Raw genomic sequence first — 16,362 nt, 5'->3', positions numbered from 1 at the left:
GAGTCAGCGGTAAAGGGGGGCGATACGCGCCGTGATCAACTACGAGCGCCGCGATCATTCAACGCAAAGATAAGAAATCGCGACGCGAGTGGGGTGAAACTTTTGAAACTCCATTTCAGAGTAGAGGTGTGCCTACACCTTGCCCCATTCCAGTCCGGCGTACGATGGACGAACATGCGTCAACCGATCACGATTTGGTTCTGTGGCACGCTGAATGAAGCCACGGTCATCCAACTGATGCGTCGCTCGGGAATAGACTTTCCGCTGAGCGCCCGTAATCGGTCCGAACCAGAAATCAACCTCGTACGGGACACCGACATCACGGATGGCCACCAGATAGGGGTTGGTGGACTGGCCAACCTCATCCGCCGGTTCTCGACCCAAGACCTCGATTCCTGCGACTGTGACCAGCAGAATCTGTCCCAAAGCGCTGTCGGCAGTGATGGGAGTTGTCACAGACGTTTTTGTGATTTCAGAGGCGAAAATCATCGCAATGCGATACCATGCTGAAAGTTACGACTGCCAAAAGACGACATGTCACAGAATGAAAGTCTGTCCAGGTCCGCGACGGTTCCCAATGGTATTGGGGGAAGCCTTAAATTTTCCGAGGACCCGTCGTAGTTCATTTGCAATTCACAACATGAACCAAATTTTGTGATGACAATGATGTGTATTGAGTCAACTACATTTATTTGGAATTTAACATTCCTCCCAATCTTTTTTTGGGCAACAACTCTCTTCGCGGATTCATATGGACCTTATGCTGATTTTCGGCAAGTTGATCCAACAGGTCGATATTATGTGGTTGTTAAGAAACTTCCTGGTTGGGGCGACGATCCAGGTCGAGGAGGCCGAGTAAGGTTCGACTTCGTCAAAACAAAACCTGGAACAGAACCCGTCACGTTTGAACAAAATTATTTCGACAGGGATAAAGTTCATTATCTCAATTTTCTGAATCCCAATGAGAAAAAGAATCCAAAAGTCAAAGTAAGAGAAGGCGACACTCTGCTTGGACAAGGAATTCTAAACCGCGCTCCCGGAAATATTCTGATTTCATCTACTGGCCAGGGATTCGTGACGCTCGATGTGTTTGGTTACAACTTCGCAGATCGAAAAAACCTGGACAGCTTGGTTGTCGTCTCTAAAGATGGCGTCGTTCAACATCGAAAGTCATTATATGACCTTTACTCAGTCAAAGAAATCTCTCAGTTCAATTTTACTGCTGGGGGAGTATTTTGGGTGGAAGGTGGCTGGATCGATGAACAGCAAGGGTCGGCTGTCGTAATCAGTGTAATTACAGATACTGATCATCCAAGTCGTATCATTCGCGTTGTTGATTTGGATTCTGGGGAGGTCAGCAAGGGATCATCGGACGAAATTGTCACTGCACTCAAGAAGGGAATCCCAAGGGCAATGCCGTTTGCAATTGAACTGGCAATCGAGTTACGGATGAAGAATTGCACACCCTATTTGGCTAACATTTATTCGAGTGAAGAATTTGGTGATGATATTCGAACCTATGCTGCCGTCGGGCTCGCACTGTTCGGTGAAATGGGAAGTAAAGAATTTTTGAGAGAATCTGTCACTACACAAAGCACTGACAGTACGCGTAATTCTGTGAAATTTGCGATTAACCATCTCAACGAGATTTTTGGCAGTGACGCCCCTCAATTGCTACGAGAGATTGCATGTAAAACCGACAACTACGTTTCTCATCAATTCATGAAAACTCCTTCAAAATCGATTCCAATTCTCATTGAAATGATTGAAGATAGGAAATGTCCGGATGGCCAGTTGGTCGCGGTTCATTGTTTAGGTCGTTTCGGTACCGAAAAAGCAATTCCGTCATTGGTCAAGGTTTTCCAAAAGGAATCAAACTCTTCGAGTAGGTTAAAACAGTATTCTGCTGTCGCACTTGGAGAGATCGGTCCGGCATCCCAAGCTGTACTGCCTCATTTGCAAAGTATCGTTGAAGAACTCGAAGAAGAACTCGAAAAAGTCGACTCAAAGCACCAAGACAAATCGTACTTTTCCATTTCGAGTGAATTGCAGTTCGAACTTGGACAATATCGAGAAGCCATTATGAAAATCGAGTCGCGCAAATAATCAGCATACATTACCTCCTGTGTCACCCCTTGCTCTACTTGGCCAACACAATATGACCAGGACACCTTTTGATTTCACTCTTTCACCGAGAGGCTTGGCATGTTGACCGGACCGGGTCAAATCCAAGCCTTTTGACCAGGCGGACAATTTCATTCTGCTCATTTTGTCCGGGTGTCCGGGTCAACGGATTGGCCATCAAAATTGGCCAGTTTGTATCCATCAATCTCTCGCTTGTTCCGGCCTTTGATCACTTTGCAGGTCTCGGCCTCGTCAGATTCGATTAAGACCTCAATCGCTTCCTTCGCTCGATTTCTGGATAGGCCAGATAAGTCGGCCAGTGCGGTGAGCGATTCCCCGCTCGGATGCTTCTTCATCGCAGCGAGCATCTTTTTGCGGGATCGTCCAATCCGTGCTGTGGTTCTAATCTCCGCTTTTCTCTCCTTGGCTTCTTCGCGTCGATCTGCCTCTGCACTGATGACTTCTTTCGGCTTAACCACGTTGACCTCCCAGACGCGTGGTTGGCCAGTGTGTGGGTTGAATTCACCCTCGAAGACATCATCAAGGTCAACCAAACAGGAATGGCCAGCAGAACCGCCTGTGGAGAACCAGAGACGATGTTGGCCAGTCCCTGGTTCGTACGGTTCCCGACGATTGATCAGCATCCACTGGCGAAAGAACTCCTGAAACCCTGCCCACCCGATATCTTCCAGTTGGCCAGGAACAAATGGGTTGGCCACTGTCTTTTTCAAATGGTGGACCAATACTGGTGTAGCACCGACATCCTGGCAAACATCATTCACGTTTCGCAGCATGCGACCGATGTCGAACAAGTTCGCTGGATTAACGTCGCATGGCAGGCAGAGATAAACCGGATCAACGATCACGACCTCAATACCATCCGCTTTCAGGAATCGGCGAAACGCCTCCATGTTGAGCGAGTCACCAAAGCTTGGCACTGTGTCACTGAAGATGATTCCGGTTTCATTAAGTGCGATGCCAGCTGCATCACTGACCCGCAGCGCCGTTTCCTGAATGGTGGCCATCCCTGATTCACCAGAAAAGATGGCCATCCGTTTTGGTTCAGCGACACGGAAGTAACCGAGAAACTTCCCACCAGTGGCCAACGAAATGGCCAGATCGATACTGATGTTTGTCTTGAGCGACTTCTTCGGAGCGACCAGTCCAGCTGGTTGATCCTTCACCAGGACGCCATCGATCAGGTACGTCAGATCAAAGTTTCCACTGGCCAACTCTTCCGCAGTGATGCGGTTAAATGGCTCGTCTCGTTCAACCGATTGCTCAATCTGCTGGAGTCTCGTTCTTGCTTCTGCAAGAATGGCACCGACTGGTTTCGATGATCTCGCAAAGTACGGGAGGTCGTTGGCCAGTTTCAGGAGGTCAGAGCGAACTGGATCGGTTTCTACCACTCTTATGCGCTTGTTAGCATGTAGGTTACGGCCACATTGAGAATGAACCTTCCGATGCGGCAAGTGTCGTAATCGAAAATGTTGTTACTTGGGGTCCAATAATCATGGAACTGTCTGAACGCTCTATTAAAGCACTGGGGAAAATCATCAGTGGTGATGAAAATCTTTCCCCATATCGAAGTGGTCCCAAGCTGGTGGAACTGTTTAATGAATTTGGTTCCAACGATTCGTATGGACCTGGTTTTCCCTCACGCTGGATGTATGTTGAGGAATCCCTCCGGTCAATAAACGGGACAGCGTCATTGCCTGCGATTATTGCTTATGTCTTTGATCCACGTGAGTTCATGGATTCTGAGCACGAACTTGAACCGGCAATGGAGTTTGTCAATAAACGATTTGCCTACGATGGATTTGAAGTCGCAATTTCTCGAGGAAAGGTAAAAGTTCGAGACATCGAAGGAGGTGCTGTCAAATTCTCATTACCTTTCGGAGACACATCAAACGACGCACATGAATTCATTGATGAGCAAATTGAAAAGTCTGAACAAAAAATTCGAGATGGTGATTATGACGGCGCAATCACAAATGCGCGATCGTTGCTGGAAGGCATCATGCGGGATATCGAGATTGAGATTGATCCCAATGCACCAAAAAAGTACGACGGAGACATGGTGAAACTGTATAAACGTGTTCAAAAGCTTCTCAATCTCGAACCAGGCCGATCTGATATTGAGACACCCTTGAAGCAGGTCCTGTCTGGCTTGAACAGTGTGATCAGCGGAATTGCGGCTCTTCGTAACAGAATGAGTGATGCACATGCTAGGACCTATAAACCTTCTAAACATCATGCAGTGTTAGTTGTCAACTCGGCAAAAACCATGGCAAATTTTCTTTATGATACGAAAGAGTATCAGGCGGTAAGAGAATCAAAAAATAAAGAACTGCGTTGTTTTTTTCGGTAATTTGAAAAAGAAAAAGACGGCACGACCTGCGGGCAACTCACACCCACTGACTTCGGTAAGAGAAGGCTTAGATCCCGCCGAGCCAGTTGGGTCGTGCCGCAGAGGAGACTACGCTTCGCCTTTGGCTCGGTAGGCCGCTCGGAAATCACCAAGAGCCGCGCCGTAGTCGAAGTACACGCGCCAGGTGGCAGCGAGTTTGTTCGGATCAGACTCGATACCAAAGAACTCAACCGTCGGTCCTTATTCGTGAAACCTCGTCAAGTGACAAAACGCCGGGAATTCAGCATTCTCAGGCATAATCCCGGATCGATGTGGATAAACGCCGAGAAATGAATAAACGCTAAAAACCGCCTGTAGAGTTCGCTCATCTCAAGCAACGTATTGTAAGGAGCTGAACGATGAATAACTTAACAGAGAGCCCGAACAGTCAAACACTCCCGGAAGCGATCCGGGAAAGTTGGTGTGACCGGGAGGAGGCAATGCACTTGCTCAAAGTTGGCCGCACGACCCTCAATAAAAAAGTCCGAGACCGTGTGATCGACAGCAAGCTGTACCGCAATCGGACAATCTACAACCGCGACTCAATCGTGAAGTACCTGAAGTTTGTTTCGCGAAGACGTTAGCAGGTCAGGAACCCCAGGCACAGGGCAGTCAGTGGTGTTCAACTCCACCGCAACCGATGCCATTCAGGATAGCGGCGAAGGGATCTGGATTACTGATACTGAGCTGACCGGCTCGAACGGGGTGATGGTCACCGATTCGACCGGGACGTACACCTTCGCAGATACCGACATCGCCCTCAGCTCCGGCAGCGATCCGTCTCTGTCGCTCAAGTATCGTCAACTTCGGAACCAACAGCTCGATCACGAACGACCAGAAGCGGTCCGTCGTGAGCGTGGAAGGTGATCGAGTTCAACGGCGGACTCGACTTTGCTCCATAAGCGTTGCCCCGTAGATACTTTTGATCGCAAGTTGCCAGATCGGGGCAGGTCAATTTAGGCTAGGTCGGGTTCGATCTGTTCGCATGAACTGGCACGTAAAAAATCCCGAAAAAGCGTTTGCTCCTGATATTCGTTTGCGTCAAACACCTCTGTTGTACAGGAGGGGGGGGAGGGATGCGGACAAAATGGTTTCGTAATTTTTGAATCGCGAATAAATTGTCGTGAATTGTATTTCGCAAAGCTGTGGGAATGTGGTAAGCTATTGCAGAATGCACTGGTGCCATTGCTAGAACCAGTCCGAAAACCTCTGGGATAGCCGCTTTTCTCAACGTTTGAGAGAGCAATATCAGGTTTCAGGACCAGTTCTAAACGGTTGATCATTTGTTCGCGCTCTCGAAAGGTGACTCGGATGGCAGCAAAACGAAATCCTAAAAAAAAATCGGATGGTAGTTCTCACTCCAGGTCGAACTCGCGCCGGACAGATAAGCCAGGAACATCAAATCGCCCAATTGCTGACAGGCCGGACGACGAACCCGGTCCGTCGTGGACGTTTCTGACAAATCATTCTCACGTGTTGATTGTGTTGGCGTCCAATCCTTCCATGACGCTCCGAGAGGTTGCAGTGCTTGTTGGAATTACTGAACGAGCAGTGCAACGGATTGTTGTTGACCTCGAAGAGGGAGGCTTTATCGAACGGGAAAAAGTAGGAAGAAGGAATCAATACCGTACGCTGACCGACCTGGCATTACGACACCCGATTGAATCTCACTGCACGATCGGAGACTTAATTGAACGGATCAACAAGCCGAGATAATTTGAGTCGAACTCGAAAAAAAGACCTGGAATCCGCTGCCTGGCTGCTAGAGAAGTTGGCGGCTGAGGTTGAACATCACGTAGATCGAATGCAAATTCGTCGAGCAGTTGACGAGGCGGCTCATCTCTGGTCAGGTCAAACCAGTGAAGACTGGTGGAAGTGGATCGTTGAAGCCAGTCGCAGCCTGGGTTTCAAGTGCAAAGTTATTGACGGGACTTTCCACCAGCTTAAGTCCATGGCGAATGATGATGCACGCTTGCTCCTCCGTACCGAGGATGGTGATTGGCTGGCAGTGGCTGGAAGTCGAGGACGGAAAAATCTTATTTTACAGCCATTTAGCAAACGTGAGCGGAACTGGGTGGGCGAGCGACCGTTCAGACGTTCCCTAAAGATCAACTCGAAAGACGACGTGATTCGTGGTGTCATTTTCGAGCCTCAATTGACTGGCACGATCGGAGCCGCTTCGAAGACTGAATCCCGAATTCCGATAAACCGTCTGTTTGCATTGCTTCACCCGGAGCGTGGCGATATTGCCGTGATCGTCATCTTTGCACTCGTCATTGGAATTCTGGCATTGGCGACGCCGCTGGCAGTCGAGATGTTGGTCAACACTGTGGCCTTCGGTCGTGTTATTCAACCGCTCGTCGTCCTGGCGCTAATGCTGTTAGCATTCCTCACGTTCTCGGCCGCTTTGCGAGCGTTACAAACGATCGTTGTGGAGATGATACAGCGACGATTGTTTGCTCGGGTTGCGGCTGACCTGTCGTTCCGGTTGCCGCGTGTAGAACTTGAGTCTCTTGATGGTCGGTCTGGACGTGAACTGGTGAATCGGTTCTTCGAAATTGTGACCATTCAAAAATCTTCTGCTCAGCTTCTTCTCGATGGGATCAGTCTTGTTCTGGGAACGTTGATCGGCATGGCTGTGCTTGCATTTTATCATCCGTGGTTGTTGGGTTTCGATGTTGTCCTTCTGTTCATGATTGCTTTTATCATTCTGGGCCTCGGTCGTGGCGCAGTGCAAACGAGCGTTAAGGAGTCGAAGTCGAAGTATCGAATGGCAGCGTGGCTGGAGAACATCGTTAGTTGTCCTATCGCAATTCGTCACGGTGGTGCAGGCGAGTTCGCGCTCGAGCGATCAGATCGCTACATTCATGACTACCTGACTGCCCGCAAGGTCCACTTTCGGGTATTGATGCGTCAAGTTCTTTTCGCTCTCGGATTACAAGCATTTGCCAGCACAGTGTTACTAGGCTTGGGAGGATGGCTGGTCATGTCCGGACAGCTAACGCTCGGGCAACTCGTTGCTTCCGAATTGATTGTGACGGTCATTGTTGGTTCGTTTGCCAAGCTCGGTAAGCATGTTGAAAGCTTTTACGATTTGCTCGCCGCAGTCGATAAGCTGGGAGTTCTTCTAGATTTACCGATGGAGGATCAGTCAGGCCTGTTGACTTTTCCGAGGGCCACCGCAGCCCGCGTCCAAATTCACAACCTCAGTTACTCCGGGAAATCGGGGAAAGACATGGCTCCGGGGGTGAATGCACAGATTGCTCCGGGAGAGCGGGTGGTTGTCTACGGACATGGCGGGAGTGGAAAGAGTCAGCTTCTCGATATGCTTTTCGGGACAAGAACCCCTTCCAAGGGCTATCTGGCGATTAACAATATCGACCCTCGGGATCTGAGACCGGATGCTTTGCGGAGTCATGTTTCGCTCGTCAGAAACATTGAAGTGTTTGAAGGGACGATCGCTGAGAACATTCACCTCAAACGCCCAGAAGTGTTAATACATGATGTTCGAGATGCTCTGCTGAAAGTGGGGTTACTTGATAAAGTCCTGGCACTGCGCGATGGTTTGGGAACAGAAATTTCAGAGGATGGTTATCCGCTCTCGGAATCACAATTGAAAAAACTGATGATCGCCCGCGGCATTGTCAACTCACCAAGTCTACTGCTCATCGATGGTCTCCTTGATGAACTGCCCGATGATGATGTTCAGTTGATCTCCGAAGTCTTATTCGCCGACTCTGCTCCCTGGACACTTATTGTGGTCTCTGGACGGGAACATTTGATCAAAAAGGCAACGATGAAGCTTCAGCTTGGAAAGAATTCGGAAACACTTAGCAATGGGGTGGCTCATGTCTAAGGAGAATCTTGATGATTCGAAGATGAACAGCGTCTCCCTGCGTCAAACAATGCTACTTCCTGCAGCATACAGTGAATCCATTTTTCCGGTGCTGCGGCTAGCACGCTCGTCAAGGCTGATTCGTCGCATTGGTGTCGTACTCTTCATTCTACTACTGATTACGATTGCGTTGATGACTCTCGCTCCGTGGCAACAATCTGTCACAGGAACGGGAAGCGTGTTGGCCTTTGCACCAGATCAGCGTCAGCAAGTCATCGAATCCCCTCTGAAAGGGCGGCTTGTCCGCTGGGGAAATGGGATCTTTGAAAATGCACGTGTTGAAAAAGGTCAGTTCATTGCTGAGATTCAGGACTTGGATGCAGAGTATACAAATCACTTGGGACAGCAACTTTCCAATACTCAGCAAACTGTCTTCTTCAGCAAGCAGCAACTCGAAGCTAACCAGCGTGCCTTAGAAGCTGCAAAGATGATCGTTAAATCTGTTGAAGCACAAGTTTCAGCGTATGAGAAAGTGAAGTCGGAGACAATTGCCGCACAAGATGCGTATGTGAAGATGGCAAAGCAGAAAGTGGAAGCTGAAGAACAGCAATTAACAGAGTACCGAGCTGCCATCCCTCAATTACTGGCAGAGTACGAACGTCTCGAACAGCTTTACACCGAAGGCAATATCGCACTTCAAAAGTTTCAGGAAGTCGAGCGAAAGCTCAACGAGTCAAAAGCCAAAGTCAGCAGGGCTGAGGCCTATGTCGCTGCCGCGAAGTCTGAACTGGAAGGGAAGACACGCGAGCGAACAGCCAAGATTGAAAAATCGCAAATCGAAATCGACTATGCGCAGGCGACCTTACGCAAAGCGCTTGGCGATGTCTCTAAAGCAGAAAGTGATATCGCGAAAGCTTCGCAAGACTTGAACAAGGCGAGCAAGGAAGTCGTAGAAATGGAGGTGAAAGTCGCACGCCAACAAAGTCAGCACATCACTGCACCGTTTGATGGCTATGTAGTGAAAATTACGCCCAACCAAGGAACTGCGATTCTCAAAGAAGGTGACGAAATTTGCACGATCGTGCCTGAAACCAGTGATCGATCTGTTCAAATTTATGTTCGCGGCAACGATGCGCCACTCGTTGAACCGGGACGGCACGTCAGATTGCAATTTGAAGGTTGGCCTGCAGTTCAGTTTTCAGGTTGGCCATCGGTCGCCGTGGGAACATTTGGTGGAAAAATAGTTTCTGTCGATGCTTCGGACAACGGGAAAGGCAAATTTCGCGTCCTGGTTCGACCCGACTTGAGTTCTAATCCTTGGCCCGACGAACGATTTCTCAGGCAAGGAGTTCGTGCCAATGCGTGGGTTTTATTAGACCAAGTTCCCCTCTGGTACGAAGTTTGGCGTCAGCTGAACGGGTTTCCGCCAGTGGTTGATCTGCAGCAAACAGACACACAAAAAACCAAAAGCAAGCCGCCAAAATTGCCGAAAACATAGTTGTCGTAGGCGTCGACTTTATCGGTTGTAGGGATTGTGCCTGGATCTCCCAATTTCACACCTGAGGAGACTTGCAGGTTGGTATCGTTTTCAAGCTTTGTGAAACTCATGGTCGATGAGATTTCTTAGAACTGACCTTGAAACTTGAAATTGCTCTCTCAGACGTAGAGGAAAGCGACCATTCCAAGAGTTTTCGGACTGATTCTAAGGGGGTTTCCATGCTTATCTTGACGGTATAGAAACGTCTCGTATGTAAAATACTTGACTGCCACGAGGCAGAAAGAATCCGTTCAGATATGAAAATGCTCTAGAAGCGCTCGCAAAGATGTTTTCAGATCCTTCACCAGAACCAAGGAAGGTTTCGGTACTGTGCGCTTAATATTTTGTGCTCTGGTCGTGATCGGCATGCTAGGTTGCGCGCGTACGCGGTCGAGAGTGGCAGAACCTTGTCCATATCCGAATCAGGCAGGTGAACTGGTCAATTCTCTATCAGTCAATGATCCTGCTATTCAGATCGATGCCGAGATTCAAACGAACAAGGTCATTGAAGAGGACCGCAATGAGTTGAGTCAAGTCTCATATCAAGTCGTTACAGGCCAGGCAGACTCAGCGCAAAGCGACTTGGACACCAAGGAAGAAGAAGGTTCATCTCCCTCTGAGAACGAAATCGATTCTTCAGCCCAGTTGAGGCTAGTTGCTCCGGCAGTCGAGATCTCATCCTCGAACGAACTGAGTCTCGATGCTGTGATTGCATCGGTTTACAACGCTTATCCATCATTGGAGGCTGCCCTGCATCAGCGCGGAATTGTAAATGGAGAGCTCATCAGCGCTCAGGGAGCTTTTGATACCAAATTCAAGGCAGCCAGCGAGAACACGACTGTTGGATTCTATGAGAACTACCGAAATAGCATTGGTTTGATTCAGCCTCTTTACCAAGGGGGTGAAGTCTTCGCGGGTTATCGAATCGGGCGTGGATCATTCGAGCCATGGTACAAAGAACGGCAGACGAACGGGGGAGGCGAATTCAAAGCCGGCGTGGTCTTACCCTTAGCTCAAGATCGTACGATTGATGAACGACGGGCTGAACAGTGGCGGACCCAATACGAAAGACATATCGTTGAAGCTGAAATCCAGGCACAGCTCATTTCCTTTGTTCAATCGGCCAGTATTGCTTATTGGGAATGGGTGGCGGCTGGAGAAAGTTATCGGGTGGCGACTCAAATTCTGGAGCTTGCTGAAAGCCGGTCCGAACGTATTCGCAGCCAAGTCGAAAATGGATTGCTCGACCCTCCGGAATTGACTGACAATCTGAGGTTGATTGCCGAGCGACAAGCCAAGCTTGCTCAGACATCTGAAAAGTTGCAAAAGGCTGCGATTAAACTCTCACTCTATTATCGAGGTGTCGATGGTCGCCCAATCATCCCTAGTGATGTTCCACTCCCGAAGTTTCCAAACCCGACTATGGTGAATTCGGATAAACTCTTGGTTGACTCCCAGGTTGCCCTGAATCAACGTCCTGAACTCGTTGTTTTTGAACTTGTGAAAAAACAGCTTGATATCGATTACACGGAAGCATGTAATCAACTTCGCCCTGAAATCGATGCTGTTTTTGCTGCGTCGAAAGATACTGGAGAACCAACGAGTAGCAAGAATGATAAAGGACCATTTCAGCTTGATGCGTCGCTGTTTGTCAACGTCCCGCTACAACGACGTAAGGCGAAAGGAAAGATTCATCAGATCGAGTCTAAAGTATCGCAGCTCAACGCAAAACGCCGGCTCACCGAAGACAACATTGTTGCTGATGTACAATCGGCATACGCTTCTCTCACGACGGCTTTCGAACAGGTTAAAGAAACTCAACAAGCTGTCACGCATGCTGAAGAACTGGCTCAACGCGAGCGAAGAAATTTCGAACTGGGCTCTTCTGATCTCTTGAAGGTCACCTTGCGGGAGCAGTACGCAGTCGAATCGCGACAAAAGAATATCAATGCCCGCCTGAGTTATTTTGTCGCACAAGCGAACTACCGCGCCTCCCTGGCACAAGACGCACTCCCCAGGTAACAGACTGCTGGTTCAATGAGTTGGGAATCGCACGAACCTGCTTGTTAGAACTGGTCCTGAAACTTGAAATTGCTCTCTCGAACGTTGAGAAAAATGACGATTCCAGAGGTTTCCGGACTGGTTCTAAGAAATTGAATTCAGCGACGGATTCCTGCTTGAGGATTCCGTTTTGGAAGGAACGTCCTTCGATGCGAACCACAACTCTCCCCCTTGGGCCGCAATGCTTGCAGCGAATGTATCCAAGCAGCGCTTCCTTGTGAGCCACAGCTTGTCCGGTGATTACGAGAAGAAGAACTGGAGTGTATTCACGATGCACTGACCTCTCGTAGGAGAATTTTTTTTCTGTCGCATCGTCACCGTCAGCTTATTCACGATGGAGTGCTTCATGAATGCGTTCGATGGGTGTAACGACGATGGGGCAGCGGTCTTCGTCTGAGTGGCATGCGAAGATGCCGTTTGGATACTTGTCTCCCAAGGGAGTCATTGTGAGGTCGATGCCATCTGTTTCCTTCACTCCGTCAATGGTGAATCGCTTGGTGGTCGTACTGCCGTCCAGTGGAAGTACGTGCATCGTACTTGCTCCCTGATCGGAAAAAACAAGGAATCTGTCACCTTCATTCGGTGCGGTCAAAGTGACACCTTCCAGGTCTCCTTGAATTCCGTCTTGGCCAACGGTCACAACAAGTTCGCCTGTTGTGGAATCACCAGGTTCTGCTCCGACCTTCCAAATTCCTTTTTCTTCTTCGGCAATGTAGACGATCCCTGATTGATCGTCTGCAACAGCACCTTCAGACTTTCCCAGCGGCAAGGTGCGAACCTTTGTGCTGATGACTTGTCCGTCACCATCGTCTTTGAGTTCGAATTGCACTGTTCCAGCTTCTTCTGAAGTGCTGAAGAAATAAAAGCGGTCTGTTTTCAAAGAGTGGTACAGGCAGCCACCGTAATTCGGTCCGGTCATCAGGTCACCGCGATCAACGCGGACGAGTTCACGCGTTTTCGGATCAACACGAAACGCTACTAACCTTTCTCCGTCATCACGTTGGTTAGCAACTACTAAATCCACACGATTTCCGGCTAATGGAAAGTTGCCTCGGATATCAATGTTGCCCGGTTTCGCGACTTCATGAGAACTCAACAGCTTGCCTTCAAGATCGTAAACAAAGATCCGATTGGCGGATTTATCTGAGGTGATGATAGTGCTGAGAGCTGGGTCGACAGGATGCCTCCAGATGCACAAGTCGTCTTGGTCAACAGCTTCTGGATTCAGTAACCGCATTGACGGCTCCACCACTGGGACACCATTGGACTTCAACATGCTCTGCTTGGTCTCGTCGTTTGGTGCTGGCTTTTCTGGGACTCGTCGACGTTCGGGAGTCTCTGGAATTTGATCGATGAGTTCGTTGATCTCACCTTCTTTCTTGTGAAGTGTAAACGCATCGTAGAGTTTCCCGACGGCAGTACGGGCTTCGTATCGGAGTTCGTTGCCGTCGATGGTGATGATCTGGTACAGCTGTGTGTCCTCCGCAGTTCGCACCATAAACGGGTGTGGCTGCAGAGAATACATTTTAGGACCACTGACAGAGACCACGTAAACTGTTCCAGTTGCTTCATCCTGTTTGCTGACACCTGTTGGTACGTTGGAGATGGTCTGTGGCAACCCGCGAGGTGTTTTCAGTCCGGTGCGACCATACGTGTGATCGTGTCCTTGCAACACCAGATCGACCTGATGTTCGTCAAGGACCGGCTTCCAGAGTGCTCGCAACTCAGAGTTGTCTCGATCCTTTCCGGTGGAGTGCATCGGATGGTGGAACGTGCAGACGACCCACTGACATTCGTTTTCACTAAGGACTTTATCCAGCCAAACAGCCTGGTCTTCCTGTTGATGATTGCTGTTGAGCCCAATAATTCGGACACCTTGATAGACCAGTGTGTAGCAAGATTCTTCAAGTCCTGGGGGGCCATTCTCTGGAAAAGCGAATGTCGGACGCCAGTGGTGTGACAAACGTCGTGAGCCATCTGGTAACTTGGCTTGTTCGTGATTGCCTGGAACCGCGATGCTTGGCACCATGGCATTCACCCAGTTTCCGGCTCCAAACCACTCTCCCCATTCGTGATCAGCTTCAGCACGGTTGACGAGGTCGCCCGCATGCAGCATGAACGCGGCCTCAGGAGCATCTCCGTAGGCTTCCCGAATTACCCTTGACCACATAGAACGCACGTCGTTCTGGGCATCTCCAAAGTAGATAAAAGAGAACGGCTCTGGCTGGGAACTCGCTGTTGTGAAGTGAAACCACTCACTCCAATTCACACCATCACCCACGCGGTACGCGTATTTGGTTTTGGGTTGCAAATCCTGAAACTCGACCGTGTGATAGTGAGCAGTACTTAAATTCGTGAGCAATGCTTGCGATGTCGCATTGACCCTCACCGCCTTGGCAGGAAAACCAGGACCAGCTTCCGCTTTCGCGATTTCCGCAATCCCTTGAGTGATCTGCGTTGAAGTACGCCAGGTGACCGCTTGTGAGGTCGCCGGGTCTCCAGTCCACGTTAAAACAATACGGTCCGGGAGCAGTGTTGGTTTGTAGACTTCACGAACCTCCGCAGTTGGTGGCTGGTGCTCGTGTTCGTGTTCCTCATCGCCATCATGAGCGAAAACAAGTTGCGTCAAACCCATCGCCGGCAACGCAAATGCAACGATGGTGACCGGGAGAATCTTTCGAAGCGGATTGGATTTCATGGGGAAATACTTGCGGTTGAAGGGTAATGAAATATGAGAAGGTCGAGTTGAGACACGAAGCGTAAATTCATGCTCATCATCACAGAGTTTTGCTACCTGTAGTTAACCTTTGGCAAACACCCTGTGAACTTCATTAAATCAGATAGAAGAACCTTTTCACCTTTATAAAAGATCAGTGCCCCATGGCCCTGTGATTGCAAAGGTGATTCCAGGTTTTTGAAGATTCACGAACAACCATTTTCCATCAGCACTGAACGTTGCCCCCGCCCATTCTGATCCTCGAAAATCCCCTTTGAACCCATTGTGTTCGCCCTGCAATTGAACAATGTTCTTTGCAAACGTGAACAGTTCACCTTGTGAGGTTAAACCGTGAAGACGTTGTGGGATCAGATCACCATCTTCACACAGGATGATGCCTCCGCGAGGACTTACAGCTAAGTTGTCTGGAGAATCCAGTATTTCTTTCGCGGGTGAAGCAAACAGCAAGGTTAAAGTTTGAGTCCGGGGATCAAATTTCCAGATTTGCCCAGAACCGACAGGGCCGCCAGATGTTGCATCGAAATAAATCGAGTCATTCCCGAACCAACATCCTTCCAGGCGAGCAAATGTGGTCGCGCCATGTTGTTTTCCTTGAGTATAGCACCCTAATTCATCTTGTTTTTTTTCATCAGCATGTGCTTTTTCAGGATCATCAATAGGAACCCAGATGCAATCGAATGTTGCACCAACACGCCCGAATTTCCTTAGATCCTCCTGGCCTTTGACACATAGCATTTCAAGTTTTCCGCCTTCTGCAAGCGCTCCAGCTTTGTTTGGGATAAAGCGATAAAAACCAGCTGTCCCTCGATCTTCTGTCTCGTACACAATTCCTGTGTCAGGATCGATGGCGATTGCTTCATGAACGAAACGTCCCATGCTGTGAATCGGTTTCGCACTTGCATCACCATCAGCTGGGACTTCAAACACCCAGCCATGGTGCTCATGAAAGTCAAAGACTTCGTCGTCATCAACTCCGCCTGGTCCTAAAACACTTTCTTCGCAGGAGAGCCAAGTGTTCCATGGTGTTGGTCCTCCAGCACAATTTTTGACTGTTCCAGAGAGACTTGGCCATGCATTAAGCCATTCGCCACTATTGGCGTCAAATCGCAGGTTAGTGCAGCCCCCTCCTGCATTTGCATCGTAAGTAATTTCAGGCTTACCCCAGGGTGAACTCGCTCGTTTAATTTCATGGTTTCGGCATAGCGTAATAATTCCATCCTGTTCGTCGATAACGCCCATTCCATCATGCACACCCGGTGTGATTGCTCCTCCATCCATTTGATCGCCGGTCCAGCCAAATGAGCGATATGAAAAACCTTCCGGAAGTTCTAACAGCTTCAGACCAGTCGACTTATCAACTGTTGGTCGCAGTTTTCCGTAGCCAGAGCTTTTGCGGTGATTGTCTTCGCTTGCCAGCAGGTTTTGGAATGCAGGGCCGATTGCTCCGCTACCAAGGCTGAAGGCGGTTGCTTTCAAGAAAGAACGGCGAGGAATCGAATGAACCATGACTTTTGAACTCCAGGTTGCAGGGAGGTGACTTAAGTGATGGCGATAGTTATCCAATAATTTTGGTGTGATGCAACCACACAAAAAGGCTTTAACTTGCATTTCACATTTGCTTAATTGGAAGTTCATAACGCTGAGTCATACTCCCCTCA

At 49.1% G+C, this 16,362-nt stretch carries 12 protein-coding genes; 8 read left to right on the top strand and 4 right to left on the bottom strand.

From position 1 onward, the window contains the following. Positions 1-132 precede the first annotated feature (132 nt). The gene (locus tag Mal48_RS10235; RefSeq protein ID WP_145198628.1) at positions 133-489 is read right to left on the bottom strand and encodes a hypothetical protein; all 357 of its coding nucleotides are present in this window, start codon (positions 487-489) and stop codon (positions 133-135) included. 168 nt (positions 490-657) lie between these two features. Here Mal48_RS10235 and Mal48_RS10230 point away from each other — a divergent pair, with 168 nt between their 5' ends. Then, complete coding sequence (locus tag Mal48_RS10230; RefSeq protein ID WP_391601811.1) at positions 658-2,106, top strand: HEAT repeat domain-containing protein; 1,449 nt, start codon at positions 658-660, stop codon at positions 2,104-2,106. A 158-nt stretch (positions 2,107-2,264) separates the two neighbouring features. Here the strand turns inward: Mal48_RS10230 and Mal48_RS10225 are convergent, their stop codons facing one another. Continuing rightward, entirely contained in the window at positions 2,265-3,533 is a 1,269-nt protein-coding gene (locus Mal48_RS10225) for an AAA family ATPase (RefSeq protein WP_197442226.1), read from the bottom strand. Positions 3,534-3,835: 302 nt separating this feature from the next. Between Mal48_RS10225 and Mal48_RS10220 the strand changes: the two genes are divergently transcribed. The 7 genes from Mal48_RS10220 to Mal48_RS10190 all read left to right on the top strand — a co-directional run bounded on the left by Mal48_RS10220 (position 3,836) and on the right by Mal48_RS10190 (position 11,928). Then, the gene (locus tag Mal48_RS10220; RefSeq protein WP_197442225.1) at positions 3,836-4,495 is read left to right on the top strand and encodes an abortive infection family protein; all 660 of its coding nucleotides are present in this window, start codon (positions 3,836-3,838) and stop codon (positions 4,493-4,495) included. Between the two features lie 398 nt (positions 4,496-4,893). Next, entirely contained in the window at positions 4,894-5,118 is a 225-nt protein-coding gene (locus Mal48_RS10215) for a hypothetical protein (protein WP_145198619.1), read from the top strand. Between the two features lie 34 nt (positions 5,119-5,152). Then, positions 5,153-5,401: a hypothetical protein gene (locus Mal48_RS10210; RefSeq protein WP_145198617.1), complete on the top strand. Its 249-nt coding sequence runs from the start codon at positions 5,153-5,155 to the stop codon at positions 5,399-5,401. A 444-nt stretch (positions 5,402-5,845) separates the two neighbouring features. Beyond that, a complete protein-coding gene (locus Mal48_RS10205) occupies positions 5,846-6,250 on the top strand; it encodes a helix-turn-helix transcriptional regulator (protein WP_145198615.1) in 405 nt (134 codons plus the stop codon). A gap of 1 nt (position 6,251) precedes the next feature. Further along, positions 6,252-8,390 (top strand): peptidase domain-containing ABC transporter, encoded by a 2,139-nt coding sequence (locus Mal48_RS10200; protein ID WP_145198613.1) that lies wholly within the window; start codon positions 6,252-6,254, stop codon positions 8,388-8,390. Further along, positions 8,383-9,867, top strand: coding sequence for an HlyD family secretion protein (locus Mal48_RS10195; RefSeq protein ID WP_197442224.1), 1,485 nt, complete (start codon positions 8,383-8,385; stop codon positions 9,865-9,867). The genes Mal48_RS10200 and Mal48_RS10195 overlap by 8 nt, the downstream gene beginning before the upstream one ends. A 435-nt stretch (positions 9,868-10,302) precedes the next feature. Next, positions 10,303-11,928 (top strand): TolC family protein, encoded by a 1,626-nt coding sequence (locus Mal48_RS10190; RefSeq protein WP_197442223.1) that lies wholly within the window; start codon positions 10,303-10,305, stop codon positions 11,926-11,928. A gap of 364 nt (positions 11,929-12,292) precedes the next feature. On the opposite strand, the gene Mal48_RS10185 is transcribed toward Mal48_RS10190, so the two are convergent. Continuing rightward, positions 12,293-14,665, bottom strand: coding sequence for a phytase (locus Mal48_RS10185; RefSeq protein WP_145198609.1), 2,373 nt, complete (start codon positions 14,663-14,665; stop codon positions 12,293-12,295). 162 nt (positions 14,666-14,827) lie between these two features. Further along, positions 14,828-16,312 (bottom strand): alkaline phosphatase PhoX, encoded by a 1,485-nt coding sequence (locus Mal48_RS10180; RefSeq protein ID WP_231739979.1) that lies wholly within the window; start codon positions 16,310-16,312, stop codon positions 14,828-14,830. Positions 16,313-16,362: the final 50 nt, after the last annotated feature.

The organism is Thalassoglobus polymorphus (assembly GCF_007744255.1).
Classification (GTDB): Bacteria; Planctomycetota; Planctomycetia; order Planctomycetales; family Planctomycetaceae; genus Thalassoglobus; species Thalassoglobus polymorphus.
The sequence above is the reverse complement of the archived record's forward strand: the minus strand, read 5'-3'. Positions and strand labels throughout refer to the sequence as shown.